This is a genomic window from Pseudohaliea rubra DSM 19751 (assembly GCF_000764025.1).
Lineage (GTDB): Bacteria > Pseudomonadota > Gammaproteobacteria > Pseudomonadales > Halieaceae > Pseudohaliea > Pseudohaliea rubra.
In genome coordinates this window covers 24,076-45,679 of the sequence record NZ_KN234766.1, presented here as the reverse complement: position 1 = coordinate 45,679, position 21,604 = coordinate 24,076, and the positions used below count along the sequence as shown (strand labels likewise).

The following is a 21,604-nucleotide window of genomic DNA, read 5'->3' as shown; positions in this document are numbered from 1 at the left end:
GCTGCCGCCGGCCCCGACGGCGATCTTTCGAGGGCCGCCCGGCGCCTCTTCGACGCCCTGGACGCCGGCGAGCGCGCTCCGGACAGTCTTGCTGAGGATCTCGGAGAGACTGTGGAGTGGGTGCTTACTGCGGCAGGAGAGCTTGAAATTTCAGGGCTTGCAGATCGGGGTCCCGGTGGTTACCGGCGTTTGCGCTGAGAGCGCCTTGCCTGGTCCCCAGCGCCTGCTAGAATCCCTCCTCGCCGGCAGTTCGCGCCGGCCCCCGCCTGGGCCGCACCCCGCCAGAAGGACTGACGCCATGACCGACACCCTGCCTATTGATGCCGTCAAGGCTTACCTGCTTGAGCTGCAGGACCGCATCTGCGATGAACTTGCAGAGGAGGATGGTCGCGAGGGCTTCATCGTCGACAGCTGGGAGCGGCCCGGCGGCGGCGGCGGGCGCAGCCGCGTACTTGCCGGTGGCGCTGTGTTTGAAAAAGCGGGGGTCAATTTTTCTCACGTGCTGGGCGAGGGCCTGCCGCCTTCGGCTACGGCTTCCCGGCCGGAACTTGCGGGTCGTAGCTACCAGGCCATGGGGGTGTCGCTGGTTATTCACCCGGAAAACCCCTACGTGCCGACGTCCCACGCCAATGTGCGCCTGTTCGTGGCCGAGAAGCCGGGCGAGGCGCCGGTCTGGTGGTTTGGCGGGGGTTACGACCTCACCCCCTACTATGGCTTCGAGGAAGACTGCGTGCACTGGCACCGCACGGCGCAGGCGGCCTGTGCGCCTTTCGGCGAGGAGGTCTACCCGCGGCTCAAGGGCTGGTGCGACGACTACTTTTATCTCAAGCATCGCAAGGAGCCCCGGGGTGTGGGCGGCCTGTTTTACGATGACCTTAACGACTGGGATTTCGACACCTGCTTCGCCTTCATGCGTGCCGTGGGTGATTCCTATCTTCAGGCTTACCGGCCGATCGTGCAGCGGCGGCGGCAAACGCCCTGGGGCGACCGGGAGCGCCAGTTCCAGCTCTATCGCCGCGGGCGATACGTGGAGTTCAACCTGGTCTTCGACCGCGGCACGCTCTTCGGCCTGCAGTCGGACGGGCGCACCGAAGCGATTCTCATGTCCCTGCCGCCCCTCGTGCGCTGGGATTACGACTATCGCCCGGCGCCCGGCACGCCGGAGGCTGCGCTCACCAGCGAGTTCCTCACCGGCCGCGACTGGCTGGCCCTGTGATGGACCGGGAGGACGAGCCCGTGAGCAGCGCCCGCAAGTTCGCCGTCTATGGCAACCCGATCAAGCACAGCAAGTCGCCGATCATCCACACAGCCTTCGCCGCGCAGTTCGGCCATCGTATCGAGTACCGGGCCGTGCGCGTGGAACTCGGCGATTTCGAGCGCTCAGCCCGCGCCTTTTTTGAGCGTGGCGGTGCCGGACTGAACGTCACCGTACCCTTCAAGCCGGAAGCGGCGGCTTTTGCCGACCGGCTCTCGGAGCGGGCCCGCCGGGCCGGCGCCGCGAATACGCTGCACCCGGCTGCGGACGGCGCGATCCTCGGCGATAACACCGATGGTCTGGGCCTGGTGCGCGACATGGTGGTCAATCTCGGCTGGGCCGTTCAGGGCGCCCGGGTGCTCGTGCTCGGCGCCGGCGGTGCCGCCCGCGGGGTGCTGGAACCATTGCTGCTCGAGCGCCCGCACAGTCTGTACATCGCCAATCGGACGGCGTCGAAGGCCGGGGAGCTGGCCGGCATCTTCGGCGAGCTGGGGGACGTTGCCGGCGGTGGCCTCGAGGATCTCGAAGGCCGCGCCTTCGACCTGGTTATCAACGCGACCAGCGCCGGTCTTTCCGGCGAGGTGCCTCCGTTGCCGCCGGCGATGCTTACGGAGCGCAGCTGCTGTTACGACATGGTCTACGGCGCGGAGCCGACGGCCTTCATGCGCTGGGCCGCCCAGCACGCCGCCTGGGCCGTCGCTGACGGCCTGGGCATGCTCGTGGAGCAGGCGGCGGAGTCGTACTACCGTTGGCACCAGGCCCGGCCGGAAACAGGCCCCGTGATCCGCCAGGTGCGCGAGGTCCTCGCCGCAGCCGCTTAGGCGCCGCTCCTCCCCCCCGGTCCACTAGCCCCCGGGCTGTTTCCCGGACAATGCCGCCTATCCCGCGGGCCCTGCCAGGCGCGCGGACCCATACGCCGCGTGCGTCGGAAGAAGGCGGCGCGCCCGGGACCAGGAGGAATAGCGGTGAAACTCGTCTGTCCTGCGGGCAATCTGCCCATGCTCAAGGCGGCGGTCGGCGCCGGCGCCGACGCGGTCTATCTCGGTTTTCGCGACGATACGAACGCGCGCCACTTCGCCGGCCTCAACTTCAATGACGGCAGCGCGCGCAAGGCCGTGGCCCATGCCCACGAGCGCGGCTGCGAGGTCTACGTCGCCATTAACACCTATCCCAGGCCCGCGGGCTGGCGCCGCTGGCAGCGAGCCGTGGACACGGCCGCAGAACTCGGCGTGGACGCGTTGATTCTTGCCGATCTCGGCGTTCTGGACTACGCGGCGCGCAAGCACCCCGGAGTACGCCGGCACCTGTCTGTGCAGGGCTCGGCAACGAACAGTGAGGCGCTGCGCTTCTACGCCGACAACTTCGGGGTCGAGCGCGCGGTGCTGCCGCGGGTGCTGTCCCTGGCGCAGGTGGAGCGCCTGTGCGAGGACAGCCCCATGGCGCTCGAGGTGTTCGGTTTCGGCAGTCTCTGCGTGATGGTGGAGGGCCGCTGCCTGCTCTCTGCCTACACCACCGGCGAATCCCCGAACACCGAGGGCGCCTGCAGCCCTGCGCAGGCCGTACGCTGGGTGGAAAGTGATGCGGGCACGGAAGTGCGCCTGAACGATGTGCTCATCGACCGCTTCGGCCCCGGCGAGAGCGCCGGCTATCCCGTGGTCTGCAAGGGCCGCTTCACGGTGAATAATGCCACCTATCACGCCCTCGAGGAGCCCACCAGCCTCAATACGCTGGCGCTGCTGCCCGCCCTTGCCGGGGCGGGTGTCGCCGCGGTCAAGCTTGAGGGGCGTCAGCGCAGCGTGGCCTATGTCGACAAGGCCGTTCGAGTCTGGCGTGAGGCCCTGGACAGCTGTCACCGGGACCCGACAGCCTACCGTCCGCGCGGTGAGTGGATGGCCGCCCTGGCCGGCCTGTCCGAGGGTGCCCAGACCACACTCGGTGCCTACGATCGTCCCTGGCAATAGGAGCCCGCCATGCGCCTTTCCCTTGGCCCCCTGCTCTACCCATGGTCCCGCGAAGCTATCGAGGCTTTTTACGCCGAGCGCGTGGCGGACCCGGTGGATATCGTCTACCTCGGTGAGACCGTCTGCGCCAAGCGGCGCAGCCTCGCCCCCGATGAGTGGCTCGCGCTCGGCCGGGAACTGGCCGCAGCCGGCAAGCAGGTCGTGCTGTCGACGCTGGCGCTGGTGCAGGCGGGGTCAGAGTTGTCGACGGTGCGCCGGCTCTGCCGCAACGGCGAATTCCTTGTCGAAGCCAATGACATGGGCGCGGTACGGCTCCTCGCGGAGGAAGGTCTTCCCTTCGTCGGCGGCGCGAGCCTCAACCTTTACAACGTCGCGGCGCTCCGGCTTCTGCGTGACCGCGGTATGGTGCGCTGGCTGCCGCCCCTGGAGCTGTCCCGGGAGAGCCTCGGTGACCTGCTCGGGGAGGCCCGACGTGCGGGTGTGGTGCTGGAGACGGAGCTGTTTGCCTTTGGCCGCATCCCCCTGGCCTGCTCCGCGCGCTGTTTTACCGCGCGGCACGTGGGCCGGCCCAAGGATCGCTGCGCGATCGTCTGCGAGGACTACCCGGAGGGCCTGCCCATGGCAAGCCAGGAAGGCGAGCCGCTGTTCACGCTGAACGGCGTGCAGACGCAGTCCGGGGCGGTGCAGCACCTGCTGCCCTATGGGCGGGAGCTTGCCGATCTCGGCGTGACGACGCTGCGCCTGAGCCCGCAGCCGGAGCACCTGGGCGCGGTGATCGACCGCTACCGTGCGGTGCTCGACGGCGCCAGTGACAGTACGGACGTGACGGCCTGGGTGAGTGCGCCGGTTTGCGACGGGTTTTTCCGAGGCGCTCCGGGCATGGCTGTCGCCCCGAACGCCTGATGCACCACGCCTGCCCCGGGGGCCGGTTCCGGGGGGCTGCCTCAGGCGGCGTCCGCGCCGGGCAGCGCTTCGGCGAACGCCGCGCTGAAGCCCAGCGCCCGGATCAGCGGCGCCGGCAGGTCGTCGAAGTCGATGCTGTCGATGAGGTTCTTCACCTGCAGGCCGAGCTCCGTATCTCCCTCGATGTCAAGCCGGCGCTGGAAGAACAGCGTGTCCGGGTCTTCGCGGCGGGCGGCGAGGAGCAGGAGACTGCGCGCGTCGCCGGCAAAGGTCGCCTCGGCCTCATCGCGGCCGGCGCGGAAGGTGAGCCGGGAACCGGCCTTGGTCACCAGCCAGTCGCAGCCGATATCGGGAATGCGTATGCGCAGGCTGCGGCCTTCAAGGAAATCGACATCACCATCGGCCAGCTGCGGGGCCAGTGCGCGGTTGACGGCCACTTCCGCCGCTGCCCGCTCTACGGGCGCGGGGATCAGGGCCAGGGGCCCGGGCCAGGGCAGGCGTCGTACGCCGGGCAGCCTGGCAAGGGTGCGCGGGATCGACGGGGAAACAGAGCTGGCGTTCATGGCGGTCTCCTTGCTGGCTACTGACTGAGGACCCTAGTCCTCGAGCTCGGCGAGGTGGCGGTCCTTCAGACGGACATAATTATCCGCGCTATAGCGGAAATAGTCTTGCTCTGCGTCAGTTAAAGGGCGCTGTTGCCGCGCCGGAACGCCGGCGTAAAGGTAGCCCGAGGCCAGCCGCTTCCCGGGGGTCACCAGGGCGCCAGCGGCGATGACCACCTCGTCCTCGACCACTGCGCCGTCCATTACCGTGGCGCCCATGCCGACCAGCACCCGGTCGCCGATGCGGCAGCCGTGCAGCGTGGCATTATGGCCCACGGTGACCTCGGCGCCGATCGCCAGGGGCCAGCCTTCCGGATTGTAGGGGCCCGCGTGAGTGATATGCAGGACGCTGCCGTCCTGGATGCTGGTGCGCGCGCCGATGCGGATCCAGTGCATGTCGCCGCGCAGCACCGCCTGCGGCCAGATGGAGACATCGTCGCCCAGCGTGACGTCGCCGAGGACCACGGCGGAAGGATCGATCAGCACCCGCTCGCCGAGCTGCGGCTGGTGTCCGTCGTAACTGCGCAGGCTGGTCCGAGTGTGGTGACGCATGGTGCCCCCCTTTAAGTTGCTAAAATGGTCTCAACGTCAAGTGTAACCGCAGCCCCTGTTCCTGAGCACGGAGAACCCCCATGGAACCGCCCTTCCGGCCCCGCCGCCGCTTTATTGCCGGTGCCGTCTGCCCTCGCTGCGCCGCCATGGACCGCCTGGTGGTGAACCTGGACACGGACCATCGGGAGTGCGTCGCCTGCGGCTTCAGCGAGGCGCGGCCTGAGCCGCCGGCGGCGTCCGAGGTGCCCACGCGGGTCACCCGCGCCAGCGCCCGGCGGACCGAAACCGCCGCCGATGTGGTCAGGCTCCTGGATCCGGCCCGGAAGGCTCCCGAAGACGACAGCCCCTAGGATCACCATCTTCAGCACGCCGGCTCCCGGGAAGCGGACGGCAGCCAGCGGCCCCGGCGGCTGAACTGCAGGAACACCCCGCCGAGCGCCACCCCCCGGGCCAGGTTGAACAGTGTGAAGGCCAGCCACAGGCCATCGTTGCCCAGGGGCTGAGTCAGCCACCAGACGGGGAGATAGATACCGAGGGCACTCAACCACATCGTGGTCATCATCGGCCGCGTTTCCGCCGCGCCGATAAATACACCGTCGAGCAGATAGCTCGGCGCAGCCAGCAGCGGTAGCGCTACCAGCCAGCCGCTGTGCGCGGCGAGCACGGCCTGCACGCCGGCAAGGTCTGTCAGCAGGGGAAAGATCAGCGGCCGGCCGGCGTAGATAAGGGCGCTGATCGCCAGCGCGCTGGCCGCGCTCCACATCGCGCAGCGGCGGACCACCCGGCGAAAGCCGGGCAGGTCCCGCGCTCCGAGGCGCTCGCCGGCGAGACCCTCGACCGCATAGGCAAAGCCGTCGAGGGAAAAAGCCGCAAAGAGCAGAAACTGCAGCATGAGGGCGTTGCCTGCGAGCACGTCCTGGCCGAGCTTTTCGCCGGCGGCGGTAAAAAAGGCAAAGCAGCCGAGCAGGCAGAAGGTACGCAGGAAAAGGTGGCCGTTGGCCCGCCACAGCTGGCGGTAGCCGTGGCGGTCGCCGAGCGCCCGGCGCAGGTCCCCGGCCGGAAGGTGGATGCCCGCGCGGCGCACGGCCAATACGGCAACCGCGAGGCCCAGGTACTCGGCACAGGCCGTGGCCAGGGCGGCGCCGTCGCTGGCCAGGCCCAGGCCGAGGATGAAGGCGATATCCAGCACGATGTTGCTGCCGTTGGTCACCAGCAGGATGGCCATGGGCCAGCGTGTGTTCTGGCGCCCGATGCACCAGCCGATCACGGCGTAGGTCGCCAGCACGGCGGGCGCGCTCAGCAGCCGCAGGCGAATATAGCTCGCTGCCGGCGCGGCGAGGACCGGGTCCGGCTGCATGAGCGACAGACCCAGGGTCAGCCACAGCGGGTGCAGGATGACGATGAGCGCAGCAATCGCCACGCCAAGGGCAGCGGAGCGCACAAGGATCTTCAGCGCTTCGTCGGGCTCGCCGGCACCGCCGGCCCGGGCCACCAGCCCGGTGGTGCCCATGCGCAGAAAACTGAAGCCCCAGTACAGGAAGGAAAGAATGGCGCTGCCGATGGCCACGGCGCCGAGGTAGCGGGTGCTGTCGAGGTGCCCGAGAATCGCCGCATCGACCAGTCCGAGGGTCGGAATAGACACGTTGGCAAGGATCGCCGGCCAGGCGATACCCCATATCTTGTGGTCCAGGCGGCGGTTTTTTTCCACTGGTGGTGGTGCCCTTGTGCTGTCATCCCCGGGGGATGATCTGAATGCAAATCGGTTACGTACCGCTGCGCCTTTCGCTATACTTCCCGGCGCTCGCGCTGCGCCCTTTTGTCGCAACGCCGGCGGCACACAGTCCACTCCGCGCTCGTCCACCACGGCCCCCGGGGCCAGAGCGGCCAGCGCGCTCAGCAGCTCTTCGGGCCTGAAGCGGTGGTAGTGATGTTCTCAGGCCTGGAACTGGAGAATTACTCGATGTCCTTGAATACGTTTAAAAGACTGCTCGCGTTCGCGGCCGGCGTTCTTGTGACGCTTCCGGGGCTGGCGCTTGCGGCCGGCGGCGAGAAGAACGCCCTCAATATGCCGGTCGGTGTGACCGATGTCGGTCGATCCATCTTCGATCTGCACATGATCATTCTCTGGATCTGCGTGGCCATCGGCGCGCTCGTGTTCGGAGTCATGTTCTACTCCATCATCTACCACCGCAAGTCCCGCGGGGTGAAGCCGGCGCAGTTCCACGAAAGCACCAAGGTGGAGATCGCCTGGACCGTCGTGCCCTTCCTCATCCTCATTACCATGGCCGTGCCTGCGACCTCGACGCTGCTCGACATCTACGATTTTGATGATGCCGACATGGATGTGCTGGTAACCGGCTACCAGTGGAAGTGGAAGTACGAATACCTTGCCGAGGATGGCGAAAGCGTGGCGTTCTTCTCCAATCTGTCCACGCCTCAGGCAGAGATCTACAACACCGACGGCAAGAATGAAAACTACCTGCTGGAAGTGGATGAGCCGCTGGTGATCCCCGTCGACACCAAGGTCCGCTTCCTGGTTACGGCCAACGACGTCATCCACTCCTGGTGGGTGCCGGAGCTGGCTGTGAAAAAAGATGCAATCCCCGGCTTTATCAACGAGACCTGGACCCGCGCAAACGAAATCGGTACCTACCGCGGTCAGTGCGCGGAGCTGTGCGGCAAGGACCACGGCTTCATGCCCATCGTGGTCGAAGTGGTCAGCAAGGAAGACTACGCGGCGTGGCTCGGCGAGAAGCAGGAGCAGGCGGCCAAGGTAAAAGAGCTCATGGCACAGACCTTCTCCCTCGAGGAGCTCATGGCGCGCGGCAAGGCGGTTTACGAACGCAATTGCCTGGCCTGCCACGGTGCCCGCGGCGAGGGGGGTGTCGGCACCGCCATTGCCGGCAGCCCCATTGCGACCGGTGAGCTTGGCGGCCACCTCGAGATCGGCATCAACGGCGTCGCCGGTACGGCAATGCAGGCTTTCGGCGGCCAGCTCAACGACGTCGACCTGGCAGCAGTGATTACTTACCAGCGGAACGCGTTCGGCAACAATATGGGCGACCTTGTGCAGCCCATCGACGTGTTCAACTACAAGCAGGGCTGAGGAGAGAAAGACCATGGGAGATCATCATCACGGCCCGGCCAAGGGCCTCTCGCGGTGGCTCTTTACCACCAACCACAAGGACATCGGGACGATGTACCTGTGGTTCTCATTTGCAATGTTCCTGCTCGGTGGGACCTTTGCCATGATCATCCGGGCAGAGCTGTTCCAGCCCGGCATGCAGCTGGTGGAACCGGCCTTTTTTAACCAGATGACCACGCTGCACGGCCTCGTCATGGTCTTCGGGGCGATCATGCCGTCCTTCGTGGGCCTGGCCAACTGGCTGATTCCCATGATGATCGGTGCACCGGATATGGCGTTGCCGCGGCTCAACAACTGGAGCTTCTGGATCCTGCCCCCGGCGTTCCTGCTGCTCGCCTCCACGCTGTTCATGGAGGGCGGCGCCCCGGCGGCCGGGTGGACCTTCTACGCGCCGCTGTCGACCACCTACGCCGGTCCGTCGGTCACTATCTTCATCTTCTGCATCCATATCCTCGGCGTGTCCTCGATCATGGGTTCCATCAATATCATCGCCACGGTGATGAACATGCGCGCGCCGGGCATGAGCTACATGAAGATGCCGCTGTTCGTCTGGACCTGGCTGATCACTGCCTTCCTGCTGGTCGCCGTCATGCCGGTGCTCGCCGGAGCGGTGACGATGATGCTCATGGATGTGCATTTTGGTACCAGTTTCTTCTCGGCCGCCGGCGGCGGTGACCCGGTGTTGTTCCAGCATATCTTCTGGTTCTTCGGTCACCCCGAGGTCTACATCATCATCCTGCCGGCCTTCGGTGTGGTATCCCAGATCATCCCGGCCTTCTCGCGCAAGCCCCTGTTCGGCTATGACTCCATGGTCTATGCCACGGCAGCTATCGCGTTCCTGTCCTTCATCGTCTGGGCCCACCACATGTACACCGTGGGTATGCCCGTGGCCGGCGAGCTCTTCTTCATGTATGCCACCATGCTCATCGCGGTGCCCACCGGTGTGAAGGTCTTCAACTGGATCACCACCATGTGGCGCGGTGCGCTTACCTTCGAGACGCCCATGCTGTTCTGTATCGGCTTCCTCGTGCTGTTCACGATCGGTGGCTTCACGGGCCTGATGCTGTCCATTGCCCCGGCGGACTTCCAGTACCATGACAGCTACTTCGTGGTGGCCCACTTCCACTACGTGATGGTTGCCGGTGCCGTGTTCAGCATGACTGCGGCGGTCTACTTCTGGCTGCCCAAGTGGTGCGGCAAGATGTACAACGAGACCATGGGCAAGACCCACTTCTGGATCTCCTTCATCGCCTTTAACGTCACCTTCTTCCCGCAGCACTTCGTGGGCCTGGCGGGCATGCCGCGGCGTATCCCGGACTACTCGCTGCAGTTCGCGGACTTCAACATGATGTCCTCGATCGGTGCCTTTGTTTACGGGGCCTCGCAGCTGCTGTTCCTTTACAACGTCATTGCGACCATCGTCGCCGGCAAGCCGGTTTCCGATGACAAGGTCTGGGATGGCGCCGAGGGTCTCGAGTGGACGGTAGCGACGCCGGCGCCGTATCACACCTTCGAGGTGCCGCCGAAGATCGATCCGGCGCACGCGCACTTCTGAGGCCTGCGGACTGTGCTGCGCGTAAGCAGAAACCCCGCCGTCGACACCGCTTTAAAGCTGGTGGCGACGGCAGTGTTGATGTTCAGCTTCGTCTTTGTGGTGATGGTGCCGCTCTACAACGTCCTCTGCGACGCCCTCGGTATCAACGGCAAGACCAGCGGGCAGGCCTATACGGCGGCGCCCGCCGGGATTGACGAGAGCCGGGAGATCACTGTGCAGTTCATCGCCCGCAACAATGACGGTATGCCCTGGGCCTTCAACCCGGGCGACCGGATGTTGCGGGTGCACCCCGGGGCGGCTACGAGCACGGTGTTTCACGCTCGCAACCCGTTACCGAAGGCCATGGTGGCGCAGGCGATACCGAGCGTGTCGCCGTCCCGGGCCGCCGAGTACTTCCACAAGACCGAGTGTTTCTGCTTCAACCAGCAGCCGCTGGACGGTGCCAGCACGGCGGAGATGCCGCTGCAGTTCATCGTCGATCGGGATCTGCCCCGGGATATCAAGACCATCACGCTGTCCTACACGCTTTTTGACGTGACGGACATGGCGAGCGACGCCGTCGCCGCCCGCTGAGGCGCCGCGCAGGGAGCGGCGCCTACGTAAACGGAGAGAGAGAATGACAGCCCAGACGTCTACCGCACACGAAAACTATTATGTGCCCGAGAAGAGCAAAATGGCCGTTATGGCCACGATCGGGCTGGTATTGAGTGTGTTCGGTGCAGCCAACGTCATGAACGACATGACCTTCGGCGAGCCCGGGGTGAGCAGTAACAGCAAGTTTATTATGTACACAGGCCTGGCCGTCTTCGGTGCCACCCTGTTTGCCTGGTTCCGCCAGGCGATCCGGGAAAACCTCGCAGGCATGAACAGCGCCCAGCTGAAGAAATCCTACGTGCTCGGCATGGGCTGGTTCATCTTCTCGGAAGTGATGTTCTTTGCGGCTTTTTTCGGTGCGCTTTTCTACGTGCGCAACCTCGTGGGCCCCTGGCTCGCCGGTGAAGGTGATGGCGGACGCATGAACCACCTGCTCTGGGAGGGCTTCCAGTTCTCCTGGCCCATGATGCAGACGCCGCAGGAAGCTGTCGGTGGCGCCGGCAGTCAGCTGATTGCCAACAACGGCACCTTCACCAGCGCGCATAAGAGCATGGCCTTCGCCGAGGCCTCAGCCTGGTACCTCTGGCTGCCGCTCTGGAACACGCTTATCCTCCTGTCCTCGAGCGTAACCGTGCACATCGCCCACATGGGGCTGCTCGACAACAACCGTCGCAAGTTCAACCTGTGGCTGGGCCTGACCGTGTTCCTGGGCGTTGTTTTCGTCTGCCTGCAGGCGCTGGAGTATTACGAGGCTTATGCGCACTTCGGCCTCACGCTGAACTCCGGGATCTACGGCTCCACCTTCTTTATGCTGACCGGCTTTCATGGCTTCCACGTGCTTATGGGAACGTTCATGCTGGCGGTGCAGCTGTACCGGTCTGTGCGTGGTGGCCACTTTACCGCCAATGATCACTTCGGCTTCGAGGGCTCCAGCTGGTACTGGCACTTCGTCGACGTGGTGTGGGTGTTCCTGTTCCTCTTTATTTACATCCTCTGAATCATCACTCCGCGGCCCGGGAAGCTGCGCTTTCCGGGCCGGCGTCCCAGGGATTACCGTGGCCAAGCTGGCCCGTGGCGACGCCGTAGACGATTACGGTCGCCAGCCCCAGCGCCAGTCCGAGACGGACCCCGAGGGAATGCAAGGTTCGCCGGCTGTTCTTGTCACCCTGGTCCACAAGCAGGAAGTACAGCCCGCTGCCGAGGCTGGCTACGAGTAGTACCATGAATACGATGATCAGCCCTTTCAGCACAACGGCCCCCGGATCCTGCGCAAACGGCCAGTATAGCGCAGTGGACGTGTGCTGATGCAGGCGTCCTTCGGTGCCCTGGAGCTGGATCTGGAGTGGCGCACCACCGTGCTGGTGCTGCTGCTGCTGCCGGTGCTGGTCACCCTCGGGTTCTGGCAGCTCGACCGCGAAAGGGAAAAACGTGAACTGCTCGCCCGCTTCGAGGCGCGGCAGGCGGCGGCCCCCGCACGGCTTGGTCAGGCTCTCGCGGCGCGGGAACCTGCGGCCCTTGCCTACCTGCCGGTGCGCCTCCAGGGGCGCTACGTGGCGGGGCGTTATCTGCTCCTGGACAACCGGATTCAGGGCGGCCGCTTCGGCTACGAGGTGGTGTCCCTGTTCGCCAGGGACGACGGCGCTTACACGCTGGTGAACCGCGGCTGGGTTCCGGGAGATCCGGCGCGACGCTCGCTGCCGCAGCCCGCCGCCCCCGCCGGGCGGGTGGAGCTCACGGGGCAGCTTTACGTGCCCCCGGACCCGCCCTACCTCCTGGGCGAGCAATCGCAGGCCGTGGACGACTGGCCGCGGGTGGTACAGGCCCTGGAGATGGCGCCGCTTACGGCGGCGCTGGCCGCTGAACTCGGCGCTGCGGTCTTTCCCTGGAGCGTGCGCCTCGATGCGACCGCTCCCGGGGCGCTGGCTGCAGCGTGGCCGGTGGTCAACGTCAGCCCGGCGAAACACCGCGGCTATGCCGTGCAGTGGTTCACCATGGCCGCCGTACTGGGGTTGTTTTTTGTGCTGCGCAGCAGCAATCTCTGGGCCCTGCTGCGCGGCGGGCCCAAGGCAACGGGAAGAAAGGATGACTGAACCGATGGGTAAAACGGCGCCGGCGTTCGATCGGGCCACGGTAAACCGGAACCGCCTGGTGCTGCTGACCATTGTCGGCATCCCGGTGACCATGATCCTCGCCGCGACCTGGCTCTGGTACTTCGTTGTCAACGGTGAGCTCGATCTCGTCGGTTCCCTGGGAACTGCGAACAACGGCGAGCTCCTGGCGCCGCCACGGCCGGTCACTGAGCTCGGCCTCGTTGATCAGGCCGGCAACGCCTTTACCCTGGCCTCCGGGGAGCCGAAGTGGACCCTGCTGGTGCCCGCCCCCGGCGCCTGTGATGCCAGCTGTGAGCGACGGCTCTACCTCACGCGGCAGATTCACGTTGCCATGGGCAAGGCGTTCAATCGCCTGCAGCGGGCCTGGGTCGGGGACCGTCCGCTGGCGGACACCGCGTTTTCCGCTGAGGCACTCAGCGATGGCAGCGCTCCCCCGGCAGACTTCAGAGCCTACCTGAGGACGCAGCACGTGGGTCTGTTAACCCTCGGCGCGGACCGCGCTGCCTTGCGCGCGCAGTTTCCGGAGCTCGCCGATCGCCCCGATACCTGGTACCTCGTGGACCCCGCAGGCTGGGTGATGATGGCCTACGATGACAGCGTCAGCTACAAGGATGTGATGGCCGACTTGAAGTTCCTCCTCAAGAACTCGAACGGGTGACCGCGATGACCGAAGCCGTTACCCGGGCCCCGGGCGCCAGCTGGCGCGACTACAAGGAACTCACCAAGCCGGGGGTAGTGGCGCTGATGATCCTCACCTCGGTCATCGGCATGTGCATGGCCGTGCCGGGCTGGGTGCCGCTGGATGCGCTCATCCTCGGCAATCTCGGCATCGCCCTTTGCGCCGGCGCCGCGGCGGCGGTCAACCATCTCGTGGATCAGCGTATCGATGAGCGTATGGCGCGGACCCGCAACAGGCCGATCGCCCGCGGCCGGGTCTCGCCGCTGCACGCCGCCCTCTTCGCCCTGGCCCTCGGTCTTGCCGGCATGGCCATTCTGCTGCTGTGGGTGAACGCGCTCACTGCCTGGCTGACCCTGGCATCCCTGGTCGGCTATGCATTCATCTATACCCTGTTCCTCAAGCGCGCGACGCCGCAGAATATTGTCATCGGCGGCCTCGCCGGGGCAGCACCGCCCCTCCTCGGCTGGACGGCGGTCACCGGGGAGATCCACGGCCATGCGCTGCTGCTGGTGCTGATCATTTTCGCCTGGACGCCGCCGCATTTCTGGGCTCTGGCGATCCACCGCAAGGAGGAGTACGCCCTGGTCGATGTGCCCATGCTGCCGGTAACGCATGGCGAGGCCTTCACCAAGCTGCATATCCTGCTGTATACGATCATCATGTTTCTCATCACGCTGCTGCCTTTTGCCACGCGTCTTTCCGGTCCGCTCTATCTTGCCGGTGCGCTGGTGCTCGGTGGCCGCTTCCTCTGGTGGTCCATTGTGCTCATGCGCGGCACGGACCCGCGGGCACCGATCATGACCTTCAAGTTCTCCATCAATTACCTGATGCTGTTGTTCCTGGTCATGCTGGTGGATCACTACCTGTTCCAGCCTGGATATCCGGTACCGTGAGCGGCGCCAGCGGCAAGCCCATGACCCGCGGCATACGCCTGACGATTGTCGGCGTGCTCGCGTTCGTTCTGCTGATCGTGGCCGGCTTTGTGCACCGCATCCAGCAGCCGCGGGTCCTCACGGTGAGTGAGATGCGCGCCAACGGGCTCTTTCTCCTCGACACCCCGCGGGAGCTTGGTGACTTCGCCCTGGTGGACCACCGCGGCGAGCCCTTTGTTCCGGCGCGGCTCGAGGGGCAATGGAGTCTGGTGTTCTTCGGCTTTACCCACTGCCCGGACATCTGCCCCACGACCATGGCCTTCCTCGATCGCCTCGCCGGCAAACTCGAGGGCACGGAGGCGGAAGACACCGCCGTGTTCATGGTCTCCGTGGACCCGGCCCGGGACACGGTGGACCAGCTCGCCAGCTATGTGCCCTACTTCAATGACGATTTCACCGGTGTCACCGGCGAGTTCCTCGATCTCTACAGCTTTGCTACCAAGTTGAACGCGCCCTTCCGCAAGGTGCCCGGGCAGGGTGAGGACTACGTGGTGGACCACAGTGCCAATGTGGTGCTCATCAACCCGCGGGGGGACTACCACGGGTTTTTCAAGGCACCCCTTGATCTCGCCAAGATGAAGGTCACTCTGCGCTCCGCGCTCTATCGCTGGAACCGCTGACCCGGGAGGTACAACCGTGAGTGACGCCGCACCGCTGGTGCTCGTGGACGGATCGTCCTACCTTTACCGGGCTTTCCACGCCCTGCCGGAGCTGTCCACCTCCAGCGGCGAGCCCACGGGCGCTGTCCGCGGTGTCACCAGCATGCTGCGACGGCTGCTCAAGGACTACCCCGGCAGCACGGTGGCGGTGGTTTTCGATGCGCCGGGGAAGACCTTCCGCGACGAACTTTTTGCCGACTACAAGGCTCAGCGCCCGCCGATGCCGGATGATCTGCGCGCCCAGGTCGAGCCGATTCACGCCATCGTCCGCGCCATGGGTCTTCCGCTCATCTGTGAGGCGGGGGTAGAGGCGGACGACGTTATCGGCACCCTCGCCCGGGAGGCCGCCGGCCGCGGCGAAGCGGTGGTGATTTCCACCGGTGACAAGGACATGGCGCAGCTGGTGGACGGGCACATCACCCTGGTGAACACCATGACCGAAACGGTACTGGACGAGGCCGGCGTCAAGGAAAAGTTCGGTCTGCCGCCCTCGCTCATCATCGACTTTCTCGCGCTTATGGGCGACAAGGTGGACAATATTCCCGGCGTGCCGGGTGTCGGAGAGAAGACGGCGCTCGGCCTGCTGCAGGGCCTGGGCAGCCTCGACGATATCTATGCCAACCTCGACCGGGTGGCCGGGCTGTCGCTGCGCGGGGCGAAAAGCCTCGGCAAGAAGCTCGCGGAGCAGGAAGACAAGGCCCGCCTGTCCTACCGCCTCGCGACCATCAAGACCGATGTGGCGCTGCCCTTCGCCCCCGGCGATCTCGCGGCGGGCCAACCGGACAGGGACGCGCTGGTCGAGCTTTATACGCGGCTGGAGTTCAAGGGCTGGCTCGAGGAGCTGCTCGGCGAGGGCGCGGCGCCGGCGCCGGAGACCGCCGCCGGCGACCTGGACCGCGACGGCTACGATACCGTGACCACGGAACAGGCCCTGGAACACTGGCTCGCCCGCCTCGGGGATTGTGAGCTCTTTGCTTTCGATACGGAAACCACCAGCCTCAACTATATGGTTGCGGAGATCGTCGGCGTCTCTTTCGCTGTCGCGCCCGGTGAAGCTGCCTACGTACCGCTGGCGCATCGCTACACCGGGGCACCGGAGCAGCTCGACCGCGACACGGTGCTGGCGAAGCTGAAGCCCCTCCTCGAGGACCCTGCGCGGGGCAAGGTCGGGCAGAACCTGAAGTACGATGCCAGCGTGCTCGCCCGCTACGCTATCGACCTCGCCGGTGTGCGCTTCGACACCATGCTCGAGTCCTACGTCCTCGACGCCACGGCCACCCGCCACGACATGGACAGCCTGGCTTTGAAGTATCTCGGTCACCGCACGATCCCCTTCGAGGAGGTCGCCGGCAAGGGCGCGAGGCAGCTCACCTTCGATCAGGTTGCCGTGGAGCAGGCGGCCTCCTATGCCGCTGAAGATGCGGACGTGACGCTGCGTCTGCACGCCATGCTGTGGCCGAAGCTCGAGGCGGAGCCATCGCTACGGAAGGTCTTCGAGGAGATCGAGCTGCCGCTGGTGCCGGTGCTGTCACGTATGGAGCGCCACGGCGCCCTCGTCGACCGCGGCCGCCTCGCCGAGCAGAGCGCTGCCCTGGGCAAGCGTCTTGAAGCGCTGGAAGCCGACGCCCATGAGCTCGCCGGCGGCCCCTTCAACCTGGGCTCGCCCAAGCAGCTCGGGGAGATCCTTTTCGAGCGCCTGGGCCTGCCGGTGCTGCGCAAGACGCCGAAGGGCGCGCCGTCCACGGCGGAAGAGGTGCTGCAAGAGCTGGCCCTCGATTACCCGTTGCCTAAGGTGCTTCTCGAATACCGCGGCCTGTCCAAGCTGAAGTCCACCTACACGGACAAGCTGCCGACCCTGGTGAACGAGAAAACGGGCCGCCTGCATACGTCTTACCACCAGGCGGTGACCGCTACCGGCCGCCTGTCTTCGTCGGACCCGAACCTGCAGAATATCCCGATCCGGACGGAGGAGGGCCGGCGCATCCGCCAGGCTTTCGTCGCCCCCGAGGGCTATCGGCTTCTCGCTGCGGACTATTCGCAGATTGAGCTGCGCATCATGGCGCACCTTTCCGGCGACACGGGTCTGCTCACCGCGTTCAACGAAGGTCTGGATGTGCATTGCGCCACGGCCGCGGAGGTTTTCGCGACGGACCTGGACAAGGTGTCGACAGAGCAGCGACGCAAGGCCAAAGCGATCAATTTCGGCCTGATCTATGGCATGTCGGCCTTCGGGCTCGCCCGCCAGCTCCACCTGGGCCGCAGCGAGGCTCAGGATTACATCGACCGCTATTTCGAGCGTTACCCGGGTGTCGCCGACTACATGGAGCGCACCCGTGCCGGTGCCCATGAGCGGGGCTATGTGGAGACGCTTTTCGGCCGCCGCCTCTATCTGCCGGAAATCAACGCCCGCAACAAGCAGCGCCAGCAGGCCGCCGAGCGCACGGCGATCAACGCGCCGATGCAGGGCACTGCCGCGGATATTATCAAGCGCGCAATGCTGGCCGTGGACCATTGGCTGGCCACGGAAGCTCCGGCCGTCCGCCTGATCATGCAGGTGCACGACGAGCTCATCCTGGAGGTGCCGGAGGACGAGGTCGATGCGATCGCCCCGGCGCTCTGCGAGCGCATGGCCGGCGCTGCGGAGCTGGCTGTGCCCCTGCTGGTCGAGGCCGGCAGCGGTCACAACTGGGATGAGGCGCACTAGCTTTTTTTTCCCGCGCCGGGGAACAACGGCGCCTGTCCCCTGTCTATCTGAGTGTGGCGCAAGTCACACTGGGTATTTTCGCCATCCCCGGTGGAAATGCCCCTTTCTCTTCCCCTGAGAAAGCCAAGCCTGCCCGGCCGGTGCTCCCTCTCTGCACTCGCCGGGCTTTTTTATGGCCGCCTTAATTCTTTCTGGTTCTGATGGGTCTTTGTCGGGTGCATTGTTGTTTGTGCCGGGGGCGCTTTGTGGTTGGCTCAGGGGGGGCTCCGTAGCCCGGCGCCGGGGCTCGCGACACCCTGTCCCGGGGTCGCAAAAGCGCCATCCATGGCAGCTCGGCAGCGGACGTCCTGTCCGCTGACGCCCCGGGACAGGGTGTCGCAACCCCCGTCGCCTGCCTCTGGTGGGTGCGACAGCGCTGTTCGAATAGCACCACGTCAGGCGCCAGTGGCGGTGAAACCCTCTCCGGGACCGTCGCGGGCCATGGATGGCCCGCGTCGAGCGCACATGGATGTGCTTGTAGCGTGTCCCGGAGAGGGTTTCACCGGCGCTGGCGCCGGCATCGAAGGGTCCCGACGGTGGTCCATGCTACCGAGCGGAGCGCCCATGGATGTGCTTGTAGCGTGTCCCGGAGGGGTTTACCGCGGCGCTGGCGCCGGCATCGAAGGGTCCCGACGATGATTCGTGCCACCGAGCGGAGCGCCCATGGATGTGCTCTGGCGTTCAGACCGGCATCGAAAGGCCCCGGCCGCGCTTCATTCCTCCGGGTCGGGGGTCTCCGGTTCCAGAACGCTCTCATCAGTGAGCCAGGCGTCGAGGACGGCGGTGAGTTCCTTGCGGCCCTCGTGCTTGAGGGCCGAGAAAAGCTGAACGGACACCATGTCATCCGGGTAGGCGGCCGCCTCCTGGCGGGCGGCGAGGAGGGCGCTCTTGGCGGCGCCGCGCCCGAGCTTGTCGGCCTTGGTGAGGAGGATATGCACCGGCATGCCGGCCATCGTGCCCCACTCGAGCATCTGCCGATCGAAATCACGGAACGGGTGACGGATATCCATGAGCAGGACCAGGCCGCGGAGACTCTGGCGGGCCTGCAGATAGCGCTCCAGCTCGCGCATCCACTTCGCCTTCACCGCCAGCGGCACCTTGGCGTAGCCATAGCCTGGCAGGTCTACCAGGCGCTGCGAAGCCGACAGCTCGAAGAAATTGATCAGCTGCGTGCGTCCCGGGGTCCTCGACGTGCGGGCCAGGCTCGCCTGCCCCGTGAGGCTGTTGATGGCGCTCGACTTGCCGGCGTTCGAGCGGCCGGCAAAAGCGACTTCCCAGCCCTCATCGGGCGGGCATTGGTTGAAGCGTGCCGCGCTGGTAGAAAAGGCGGCACGACGGTAGTCGGGGGCTGGGGTAGCCATCAGGGGCACCGGTTTGTCGCCGTGGGCAAGTCGTATATAATGCCACCGCTTTTCGACTCCCGGAAACGGGAAAAAGGATTCGGGCTTACAATACCGAGGTGTTTTCCATGAAGAAACTGCTGATTGCGGCGCTGGTCGCCGCCGGTTCTACGGTCGCCCTGGCCGAGCCGAACATGGACAAGTACAACAAGGCCTGCGCCGTGTGTCATGCTGCCGGCGTCGCCGGCGCACCGAAGACCAACGACGTCGCTGCCTGGGAGCCGCGTATGGCCAAGGGCATGGACGCTCTCGTCGCTTCCGTGAAGAACGGTCTGAATGCCATGCCGCCCATGGGCATGTGCTTTGATTGCAGCGATGAAGAGTACCAGGAACTGATCACCTACATGAGCTCGCCGGCGGAGTGATCCGCCGCGCGCTCCCGCGCCGAGACTTGCTATGAAAAAACTGTTGCTCGCTTGCGGCATCGCCGCGAGCGCTGTCCAGTACGCTTCCGCCGCCGACGTCCGGCCCCAGGGTGACCCTGCTTCCGGTGAGGCGCAGGCCGCCGTATGTGCCGCCTGTCACGCCCAGGACGGAAACAGCATGGTCCCCTCCTTCCCCAAGCTCGCCGGGCTGGGCGAACGCTACCTCTACGAGCAGCTCGTCGCCATTCGTGATGGTGAACGGGTGATCGCCCAGATGGCCGGCCAGGTCGACAACAAGACCGACCAGGAGCTGGCCGATCTGGCGGCCTATTACGACGGTTTCGAGCGCAGCGGCGGTCAGACGGACCCCAAGCTTGCGGACCTCGGCGAGAAGGTCTACCGCGCTGGCGTCGCCGAGCGCGGCGTTGCCGCCTGCACGGCCTGCCACGGCCCGCAGGGGCATGGCAATGATCCGGCGGGCTTCCCGGCACTCGCGGGCCAGCACGCCGAGTACCTTGAGGGCCAGCTCAAGGCCTATGCGACCGGTTACGAACAACCGGGCGAGGGTCGCTACACCGACGGCGAGAGCAAGATCATGCGCAGTAACGCCTTCGGCCTCTCCGACCTCGAGCTCAAGGCCGTCGCGAGCTATATCGCCGGCCTGCAGTAAACCGGAAGCATGCAAAGGGTGGCTTCGGCCGCCCTTTTTTTGTTTGCAGTATGCTTTGCCGACAGCGAAGGTAGCGCGATCGTGAACCCGCGGCGCCCGTTGCGGTCTTACCAGCGATGATGTACACGGAGACAGCCATGCTTACAGTCAAGCACAGCCTGATCGGGCTCCTGAGCGCCGCTCTTGCCCTGGCCGCGGGCTTCAGCGGTAGCGCCCGCGCCGATGACTACGTCGAGGGCGAACATTATGAGGTCATCACCCCGGCCATTCCGACCCGCCACTCCGACAAGATCGAGGTGACCGAGTTCTTTTCCTACGGTTGCGGCCATTGCTATAACTTCGAGCCGCTGGTCAGCAAGTGGAAAGAATCCCAGCCCGAGGACGTCGTCGTGGTGCCGTCACCGGTGATCTGGAACAAGCCCATGGAGCTTCTGGCGAAGGCCTACTATGCGGCGGAGGTGCTTGAAGTTACCGATCTCATGCATCTGGCGCTGTTCCAGGCTATTCATGTGGATCGCCAGCGACTCGGTTCGGAAGGTGAAATCGCCGATGTCTTCAAGGACGGTGGTGTAGCCGGGGACGACTTTCGCAAGGCCTTCAACTCCTTCGGCGTGGGCAGCCTGGCCCGCCAGGCGGACGCGCGGGCCCGTGCGGCGCGGATTACTGGCACACCGGAAGTGATGGTCGCCGGGAAGTACCGTATCAGCACCCGGATGGCGGGGAGTCAGGCCGGAATGCTCGATGTTGCCGCGTTCCTGATCGAGAAAGAGCGCGCGGCGAAGGCTGCTGCAGCGCCCGGCGAAACGGCCGCGGGCGCCTGAGCATCTCTCCCGGGGCGGCAACGGTCGTCCCGTCCGGTTACATGCCGTTTGGATAGTGCTCCAGCGATACCTTGCCGCTGGCGCGGATTTGCTGAAAAGCGAGGCCGTATTCCCGGAGCATCTCCAGGCAGTAGACCATGCGTCCGGCCAGATATTCATGGTGTTCCGGGTCGTTTTCCGCTGGGTCGGCATTGAAGCACTGCGCGGCCTTGCGCACGATCAAATGCTCCGGAAGGTAGCAGATCCGGCTGTTCTTGTAGCTGCTCATACGCAGCTCGGCGATCGGGTAGGCGCCGTTCTGCGAGGCCGATACGGCGACAAGCAGTGCCGGCTTGTGTGCCAGCTCGCCGCTTCCCGGCCAGAGCAGGAAAAAGTTCTTCAGGGCCGCCGGCACCATGCCGTGCCACTCCGGTGATACCACCACGAAGGCGTCGCAGCTGTTCAGGGCATCCCGCAGCGGTCCCATGAGCGCCTCCCAGCCATCCGAGCCCTCGAAGACGCCTTCGTCCCAGAACGGCAGGGGATTGCCGGCCAGGGAGTAGAGCCAGGTCTCGTCGCAGAGGCCGCGGTCGCTCAGGGACTGCTCGATCCAGCCGGCGATCTTCGCGCTTTGGGAGTCAGCCCGATGGCTGCCGCTGATGATTCCGATCTTCATGG

24 protein-coding genes are annotated in these 21,604 nt (G+C 65.6%); 18 read left to right on the top strand and 6 right to left on the bottom strand.

Features of this window, described 5'->3' with window-relative positions; translation table 11 throughout:
- The 5 genes from HRUBRA_RS15410 to HRUBRA_RS09295 all read left to right on the top strand — a co-directional run.
- On the top strand, window positions 1-198 hold a 198-nt coding region (locus tag HRUBRA_RS15410), incomplete at its 5' end, for a DprA-like winged helix domain-containing protein (RefSeq protein WP_201771574.1).
- A gap of 100 nt (window positions 199-298) precedes the next feature.
- Complete coding sequence (hemF, locus tag HRUBRA_RS09310; protein ID WP_035516532.1) at window positions 299-1,216, top strand: oxygen-dependent coproporphyrinogen oxidase; 918 nt, start codon at window positions 299-301, stop codon at window positions 1,214-1,216.
- 20 nt (window positions 1,217-1,236) lie between these two features.
- A complete protein-coding gene (aroE, locus tag HRUBRA_RS09305) occupies window positions 1,237-2,076 on the top strand; it encodes a shikimate dehydrogenase (protein WP_035516552.1) in 840 nt (279 codons plus the stop codon).
- Between the two features lie 144 nt (window positions 2,077-2,220).
- Complete coding sequence (gene ubiU / locus HRUBRA_RS09300) at window positions 2,221-3,216, top strand: ubiquinone anaerobic biosynthesis protein UbiU (protein WP_035516531.1); 996 nt, start codon at window positions 2,221-2,223, stop codon at window positions 3,214-3,216.
- A gap of 9 nt (window positions 3,217-3,225) precedes the next feature.
- Window positions 3,226-4,119 carry a U32 family peptidase gene (locus HRUBRA_RS09295; protein WP_035516529.1) on the top strand — a complete coding sequence of 298 codons (894 nt, stop codon included), beginning with the start codon at window positions 3,226-3,228 and terminating at the stop codon, window positions 4,117-4,119.
- A gap of 41 nt (window positions 4,120-4,160) precedes the next feature.
- On the opposite strand, the gene ubiT is transcribed toward HRUBRA_RS09295, so the two are convergent.
- Together ubiT and HRUBRA_RS09285 are read right to left on the bottom strand one after the other, a co-directional pair.
- Window positions 4,161-4,682: a ubiquinone anaerobic biosynthesis accessory factor UbiT gene (gene ubiT / locus HRUBRA_RS09290; RefSeq protein WP_035516527.1), complete on the bottom strand. Its 522-nt coding sequence runs from the start codon at window positions 4,680-4,682 to the stop codon at window positions 4,161-4,163.
- Between the two features lie 33 nt (window positions 4,683-4,715).
- A complete protein-coding gene (locus tag HRUBRA_RS09285) occupies window positions 4,716-5,273 on the bottom strand; it encodes a gamma carbonic anhydrase family protein (RefSeq protein ID WP_035516525.1) in 558 nt (185 codons plus the stop codon).
- A gap of 80 nt (window positions 5,274-5,353) precedes the next feature.
- Between HRUBRA_RS09285 and HRUBRA_RS09280 the strand changes: the two genes are divergently transcribed.
- A complete protein-coding gene (locus tag HRUBRA_RS09280; RefSeq protein WP_035516523.1) occupies window positions 5,354-5,623 on the top strand; it encodes a YheV family putative zinc ribbon protein in 270 nt (89 codons plus the stop codon).
- Between the two features lie 11 nt (window positions 5,624-5,634).
- Here HRUBRA_RS09280 and HRUBRA_RS09275 read toward each other — a convergent pair whose 3' ends face one another.
- Window positions 5,635-6,981 carry an MATE family efflux transporter gene (locus HRUBRA_RS09275; protein WP_035516522.1) on the bottom strand — a complete coding sequence of 449 codons (1,347 nt, stop codon included), beginning with the start codon at window positions 6,979-6,981 and terminating at the stop codon, window positions 5,635-5,637.
- A gap of 219 nt (window positions 6,982-7,200) precedes the next feature.
- Here HRUBRA_RS09275 and coxB point away from each other — a divergent pair, with 219 nt between their 5' ends.
- From coxB to HRUBRA_RS09255, 4 genes are all read left to right on the top strand, one after another.
- A complete protein-coding gene (gene coxB / locus HRUBRA_RS09270; protein ID WP_407681016.1) occupies window positions 7,201-8,379 on the top strand; it encodes a cytochrome c oxidase subunit II in 1,179 nt (392 codons plus the stop codon).
- A 13-nt stretch (window positions 8,380-8,392) separates the two neighbouring features.
- The gene (ctaD, locus tag HRUBRA_RS09265) at window positions 8,393-9,973 is read left to right on the top strand and encodes a cytochrome c oxidase subunit I (RefSeq protein ID WP_035516520.1); all 1,581 of its coding nucleotides are present in this window, start codon (window positions 8,393-8,395) and stop codon (window positions 9,971-9,973) included.
- 78 nt (window positions 9,974-10,051) lie between these two features.
- Complete coding sequence (locus tag HRUBRA_RS09260; protein WP_407681015.1) at window positions 10,052-10,546, top strand: cytochrome c oxidase assembly protein; 495 nt, start codon at window positions 10,052-10,054, stop codon at window positions 10,544-10,546.
- 43 nt (window positions 10,547-10,589) lie between these two features.
- A complete protein-coding gene (locus HRUBRA_RS09255; protein WP_035516517.1) occupies window positions 10,590-11,564 on the top strand; it encodes a cytochrome c oxidase subunit 3 in 975 nt (324 codons plus the stop codon).
- 4 nt (window positions 11,565-11,568) lie between these two features.
- Here the strand turns inward: HRUBRA_RS09255 and HRUBRA_RS09250 are convergent, their stop codons facing one another.
- Window positions 11,569-11,817 carry a DUF2909 domain-containing protein gene (locus HRUBRA_RS09250; RefSeq protein ID WP_035516516.1) on the bottom strand — a complete coding sequence of 83 codons (249 nt, stop codon included), beginning with the start codon at window positions 11,815-11,817 and terminating at the stop codon, window positions 11,569-11,571.
- Window positions 11,818-11,871: 54 nt separating this feature from the next.
- Here HRUBRA_RS09250 and HRUBRA_RS09245 point away from each other — a divergent pair, with 54 nt between their 5' ends.
- From HRUBRA_RS09245 to polA, 5 genes are read left to right on the top strand one after another with little or no spacing between them, the layout of a single operon-like run.
- A complete protein-coding gene (locus HRUBRA_RS09245; RefSeq protein WP_236629833.1) occupies window positions 11,872-12,657 on the top strand; it encodes an SURF1 family protein in 786 nt (261 codons plus the stop codon).
- Entirely contained in the window at window positions 12,650-13,336 is a 687-nt protein-coding gene (locus HRUBRA_RS09240; RefSeq protein ID WP_236629832.1) for an SCO family protein, read from the top strand. Before HRUBRA_RS09245 ends, HRUBRA_RS09240 begins: the two co-directional genes overlap by 8 nt.
- Before the next feature lie 5 nt (window positions 13,337-13,341).
- Window positions 13,342-14,250, top strand: a complete 909-nt coding sequence (cyoE, locus tag HRUBRA_RS09235) for a heme o synthase (protein ID WP_035516546.1) — start codon at window positions 13,342-13,344, stop codon at window positions 14,248-14,250.
- Between the two features lie 20 nt (window positions 14,251-14,270).
- Entirely contained in the window at window positions 14,271-14,909 is a 639-nt protein-coding gene (locus tag HRUBRA_RS09230; RefSeq protein WP_035516544.1) for an SCO family protein, read from the top strand.
- Window positions 14,910-14,925: 16 nt separating this feature from the next.
- The gene (polA, locus tag HRUBRA_RS09225; protein ID WP_035516515.1) at window positions 14,926-17,652 is read left to right on the top strand and encodes a DNA polymerase I; all 2,727 of its coding nucleotides are present in this window, start codon (window positions 14,926-14,928) and stop codon (window positions 17,650-17,652) included.
- Between the two features lie 752 nt (window positions 17,653-18,404).
- Here polA and yihA read toward each other — a convergent pair.
- Entirely contained in the window at window positions 18,405-19,052 is a 648-nt protein-coding gene (gene yihA / locus HRUBRA_RS09220) for a ribosome biogenesis GTP-binding protein YihA/YsxC (RefSeq protein ID WP_035516542.1), read from the bottom strand.
- A 107-nt stretch (window positions 19,053-19,159) separates the two neighbouring features.
- Between yihA and HRUBRA_RS09215 the strand changes: the two genes are divergently transcribed.
- From HRUBRA_RS09215 to HRUBRA_RS09205, 3 genes are all read left to right on the top strand, one after another.
- On the top strand, window positions 19,160-19,456 hold the full coding sequence (locus HRUBRA_RS09215) for a c-type cytochrome (protein WP_035516513.1): 297 nt from the start codon (window positions 19,160-19,162) through the stop codon (window positions 19,454-19,456).
- Between the two features lie 31 nt (window positions 19,457-19,487).
- Window positions 19,488-20,126 (top strand): c-type cytochrome, encoded by a 639-nt coding sequence (locus HRUBRA_RS09210; RefSeq protein WP_035516511.1) that lies wholly within the window; start codon window positions 19,488-19,490, stop codon window positions 20,124-20,126.
- 137 nt (window positions 20,127-20,263) lie between these two features.
- Window positions 20,264-20,947, top strand: a complete 684-nt coding sequence (locus HRUBRA_RS09205; protein ID WP_035516509.1) for a thiol:disulfide interchange protein DsbA/DsbL — start codon at window positions 20,264-20,266, stop codon at window positions 20,945-20,947.
- A 37-nt stretch (window positions 20,948-20,984) separates the two neighbouring features.
- On the opposite strand, the gene HRUBRA_RS09200 is transcribed toward HRUBRA_RS09205, so the two are convergent.
- A complete protein-coding gene (locus tag HRUBRA_RS09200; protein WP_035516508.1) occupies window positions 20,985-21,602 on the bottom strand; it encodes an NADPH-dependent FMN reductase in 618 nt (205 codons plus the stop codon).
- Window positions 21,603-21,604: the final 2 nt, after the last annotated feature.

Coding starts and splice junctions, on each gene's coding strand:
- HRUBRA_RS09240 (WP_236629832.1), top strand. CDS start 12,650: ATGACTGAACCGATGGGTAAAACGGCGCCGGCGTTCGATCGGGCCACG.
- HRUBRA_RS09245 (WP_236629833.1), top strand. CDS start 11,872: ATGCAGGCGTCCTTCGGTGCCCTGGAGCTGGATCTGGAGTGGCGCACC.
- HRUBRA_RS09210 (WP_035516511.1), top strand. CDS start 19,488: ATGAAAAAACTGTTGCTCGCTTGCGGCATCGCCGCGAGCGCTGTCCAG.
- ctaD (WP_035516520.1), top strand. CDS start 8,393: ATGGGAGATCATCATCACGGCCCGGCCAAGGGCCTCTCGCGGTGGCTC.
- cyoE (WP_035516546.1), top strand. CDS start 13,342: ATGACCGAAGCCGTTACCCGGGCCCCGGGCGCCAGCTGGCGCGACTAC.
- coxB (WP_407681016.1), top strand. CDS start 7,201: ATGTTCTCAGGCCTGGAACTGGAGAATTACTCGATGTCCTTGAATACG.
- HRUBRA_RS09215 (WP_035516513.1), top strand. CDS start 19,160: ATGAAGAAACTGCTGATTGCGGCGCTGGTCGCCGCCGGTTCTACGGTC.
- HRUBRA_RS09200 (WP_035516508.1), bottom strand. CDS start 21,602: ATGAAGATCGGAATCATCAGCGGCAGCCATCGGGCTGACTCCCAAAGC.
- HRUBRA_RS09285 (WP_035516525.1), bottom strand. CDS start 5,273: ATGCGTCACCACACTCGGACCAGCCTGCGCAGTTACGACGGACACCAG.
- HRUBRA_RS09230 (WP_035516544.1), top strand. CDS start 14,271: ATGACCCGCGGCATACGCCTGACGATTGTCGGCGTGCTCGCGTTCGTT.
- HRUBRA_RS09280 (WP_035516523.1), top strand. CDS start 5,354: ATGGAACCGCCCTTCCGGCCCCGCCGCCGCTTTATTGCCGGTGCCGTC.
- HRUBRA_RS09205 (WP_035516509.1), top strand. CDS start 20,264: ATGCTTACAGTCAAGCACAGCCTGATCGGGCTCCTGAGCGCCGCTCTT.
- HRUBRA_RS09260 (WP_407681015.1), top strand. CDS start 10,052: ATGTTCAGCTTCGTCTTTGTGGTGATGGTGCCGCTCTACAACGTCCTC.
- HRUBRA_RS09295 (WP_035516529.1), top strand. CDS start 3,226: ATGCGCCTTTCCCTTGGCCCCCTGCTCTACCCATGGTCCCGCGAAGCT.
- ubiT (WP_035516527.1), bottom strand. CDS start 4,682: ATGAACGCCAGCTCTGTTTCCCCGTCGATCCCGCGCACCCTTGCCAGG.
- hemF (WP_035516532.1), top strand. CDS start 299: ATGACCGACACCCTGCCTATTGATGCCGTCAAGGCTTACCTGCTTGAG.
- yihA (WP_035516542.1), bottom strand. CDS start 19,052: ATGGCTACCCCAGCCCCCGACTACCGTCGTGCCGCCTTTTCTACCAGC.
- HRUBRA_RS09255 (WP_035516517.1), top strand. CDS start 10,590: ATGACAGCCCAGACGTCTACCGCACACGAAAACTATTATGTGCCCGAG.